Source organism: Burkholderia sp. AU6039 (genome assembly GCF_002223365.1).
In the GTDB taxonomy this organism is placed as follows: Bacteria; Pseudomonadota; Gammaproteobacteria; order Burkholderiales; family Burkholderiaceae; genus Burkholderia.
In genome coordinates, this window is the sequence record NZ_NKFK01000013.1 from 1 (window position 1) to 3407 (window position 3407).

At 51.4% G+C, this 3407-nt stretch carries 2 protein-coding genes, 2 pseudogenes and 1 other annotated feature; of the genes and pseudogenes, 1 reads left to right on the forward strand and 3 read right to left on the reverse strand.

Annotated elements, in window-relative coordinates:
- Nucleotides 1-272 (forward strand): transposase (locus tag CFB39_RS38330; RefSeq protein WP_144030397.1); only part of this gene is annotated, 272 nt, incomplete at its 5' end.
- An 8-nt stretch (nt 273-280) separates the two neighbouring features.
- Here CFB39_RS38330 and CFB39_RS38335 read toward each other — a convergent pair.
- The 3 genes and pseudogenes from CFB39_RS38335 to CFB39_RS40000 all read right to left on the reverse strand — a co-directional run.
- A pseudogene (locus CFB39_RS38335) lies at nt 281-892 on the reverse strand (IS3 family transposase); the annotation flags it as partial.
- Nucleotides 497-613 (reverse strand) — a sequence feature (AL1L pseudoknot). (Overlaps the previous pseudogene by 117 nt.)
- A 323-nt stretch (nt 893-1215) precedes the next feature.
- Nucleotides 1216-2544, reverse strand: coding sequence for a tetratricopeptide repeat protein (locus CFB39_RS38340; protein ID WP_089476957.1), 1329 nt, complete (start codon nt 2542-2544; stop codon nt 1216-1218).
- A gap of 744 nt (nt 2545-3288) precedes the next feature.
- A pseudogene (locus CFB39_RS40000) lies at nt 3289-3407 on the reverse strand (IS5/IS1182 family transposase); the annotation flags it as partial.

Here is a 3407-nt window from a genome sequence, read left to right on the forward strand (position 1 = left end):
TCTACGCCGATCGCGGTTACGACTCCGAGCGACATCGACGCGCGTTGCGCGATCGCGGTATCGAGCCGGTGATCGCCAAGCGCCGTACCGAACATGGCAGCGGCCTTGGCAAATATCGCTGGGTCGTCGAGCGCACGCACGCCTGGCTGCATCACTTCCGTCGTCTCCGTATTCGTTTCGAGCGCCGTGCTGACATTCACGGCGCGTTCCTCAAACTCGGTTGCTGCCTGATCTGCTGGAATACCCTTCGGCGGCCCGACCAGTCTTTATGAAACCGTCTCTTAGCGCGAACTGCGCCACGCAAGCCCTGCAGCCTCATCAACCGTCCGACCGTGCGGCGTGCCACCGCAATGCCTTCCCTGTTCATCTGCTTCCAGACCTTCGGCACGCCGTAGACCTGCATGCTGGCCTGCCAGACACGCTTGATCTCCGGTTGCAAAAGCTCATCGCGTTTCGACGGATCGCGAAGTTGTGCTGCATGGCGTCAGTAGCCCGACGGGGCAATCCACAAGACCTTGCAGATCGGCTCGACCCCGAAGGTGTCGCGATGCTGATCGATGAAGGCCTTCAGGACTTGAAACGGCGGTCGAGCTCCGCCTGGGCGAAAAATGCGCTCGCCAGTTTGAGAATCTCGTTGGTCCGGCGCAGTTCCTTGACCTCGCGTCAAGGCCTTGATTCGTTCACGCTCGGCCGTACTCACGCCATCGCGCTCTCCACGGTCGACCTCGTCGCGCTTGACCCAATCCAACAGCGTCTGCGGCGTGCAGCCGATCATCGGCGCAATCGATTCGACTGCCGCCCACATGGACGGGTGCTCGCTACGCTGTTCGCGTACTAGGCGCACTGCGCGCTCTCGGACTTCCGGGGAAAACTTGCTTGGCTTCTTGTTCATGGCTCCATTCGCTCAAGAGTTGGAGCCTCCACAAAACTCGGGCCGGTTCACTCCAAGACCCTTTGGAATCCCCGATAACTCTGAAATCAGCATTTCATAGTCGAAAAACGAGCACCAAACGCAACCTTGCTCTGCAATGCAACACGATTGTCGACATTGATTAGCTGCGAAATTCTGCTTTTCTACACAAGCCATTTCTGACTACCACAACAGTCTCTCATTAAACTAATTATAAAGCGTTTTGAGATGAAATGAATTGTAATCGGTGTGCCGTTTGGCCTGCCCAATCTCAGAGCACCTCTCAATGTAGAACATATGTGCACTCAATGTAAGGAGTACGGCCCTGCAGGTGGCTCTGCGTCTGGCATAGAACAATCTCCTGCTCTAGTATTAGCAATATGATCTATTGCAACGCCGTCGAATTCTGAATCAGCAATAGCCTGCCCCGGTCGATCCATGGCAACAGTCACCGTACTCCAGGCATCAGTCTCGTCACCGAGTGCCGCACATTCCCGCCTAATCAATTGCTGAGTGATCACCTCGTCTTGAGGTCGCGACAACTGCTGCTGTAGTTCGAGGGCTGATACAAATTCATCGCGAGCCTCCCTATGTTGACGACAGCTAGACAGGATGTTTCCGATGGCAATACCTACGGAGATCAATCTCGGACGATCATTAATCTTCTCAAAGTGCGACTTTGCTACTTTGAAGCAAGCAAGCGCCTCCGTCGATCGCCCTGCTGCGGCGAGCGTTCGCCCGCGCCCGTAGTAAGTCATAGCGATCCCAGGGATCAATCCCGCTTCGAAAAAGAGCTTCTCAGCAGCATCGAGCTTTACAAGAGATGAGTCAACCTTCCCTTGATTTGACAGCACGTCAGCGAGATTTAGCAACACAGTAGCCTCGTCAATCCCGCTTTGAATGGACTCCTCTGCTTTGGCGAGAATCAACGCATCCTCATAACACTTGATCGCGGACGAATTATCTCCTTGCTCCTCGTGAAGCATTCCCTGATGAAGGGCAATTCGACCCAAGCCTCGGTTGTCGCCTATTTCTTTGCGAAGATCGCGGGCCTCCTCAAGAAGCGATTGAGCGCGATCATAATGTGATTGATCAATGTACAATATTGACAGATTCAGTAGCGTCGCTGCAAGCCCGTCAAAATCACCTATCTGCCGACGAATCTCGAGCGATCGTTCATAGCATTGCAGTGCCTTGTCCGCGGCACCCATTTCGCGATACGAGACAGCCATATTGTTGAGTATCGTGCTGATTTCTCTTGAGGCGTTGGTACGTACAAAATACTGCAAGGCGCTTTCCAGCCACTCCACTGCCTTTGCGTGCTCTCCAATTTGTTGGAACACTTCGGCCATCCGCCCAGAAGTCACGCCTTGCCCTCGAAGGTCTTTGGTGCGTTTTCGAAACTCCAGAGCTTCCTCGTATGATCGGATTGCTCCCGCATGATCAGCGATAACGAAACGCAAAAATCCCACGTTTTGAGCACAGTTTCCTGCGCCACTCCAATCTCCATTCTCTTTCCTGATTACAATTGCTTGCTGGAGACAACGCAGAGCATCGTGGAATTCGCACTTGGTGAAATAATGCTCTGCTTCCGCCTCGAGTTCCGCAGCCCTTACATCTTTCGGTTTAATCATTTTTCGATTTATTAATAATGGTTATCGATAAATTTATCACAAAAACATCAAATGGCATTTAAATTGCAAAATTTCATAATGCCAAAATAGCCATCACACCCACTACCGCCGATATTTTTTCGATTACTTTGGCCACGCACCAACAACTGAGCCGTTCATATTGCGAGACGTAATTTACGTGAAAGGATAGCATCAAGCCAGCACTGCCACGACCCAGCCACGACCAGAAAAGCGCTCCGGATGCCTCTATATTTACCCATTTCGGGTTACGAATTGACAGTCGATTTTGACTCACTAAATTCACCCTCCATTTTATTAAATTCCTTTCGATTATTTGATGCGACCCCACAAAATTACAATCAGGCGTTATCGCGTGCATCTATTGGGCCCCGCAAATACCTCGTCTGCCACCCCATCATACAAGCTCAATTGACATCGAACTGCAGTCACAAAAAAATAATCTATTTAAATTTTTTGGAGTCGAATCTGCGTCCACATAATCCTCGTTTTCCATCAATCCTATGTACTGTGGTTAGCGCAACGGATATGCCAACAAAGTAACAATTGCATCGCAAATGTCAATAGAAGATACGAAGATATCATTCGTTTCCCGAAGATTGCGATCATGCAATGCGAAGAATATTTGTTGCACATGCGCATTACATTTCGCGAACAACGCATAATCGTCGCGGCGTTGTTGCATTAATGATGCGTGAGGACGAAGTGGTGCCTTTGTTCACGAACTCAGACGATACAGACGGATTGCGGACGTGCGAGTTCCGCCATCCGATTGAGCACGCCCACGCGAACGGCAACCTCGGTGGCTTGCGTGTCGGTGCTGCGTGCCCACAGGCATGGACCCG

Excerpts from the sequence above, each read along its gene's own strand:
- CFB39_RS38340 (WP_089476957.1), bottom strand. The coding sequence starts at position 2,544 with ATGATTAAACCGAAAGATGTAAGGGCTGCGGAACTCGAGGCGGAAGCA.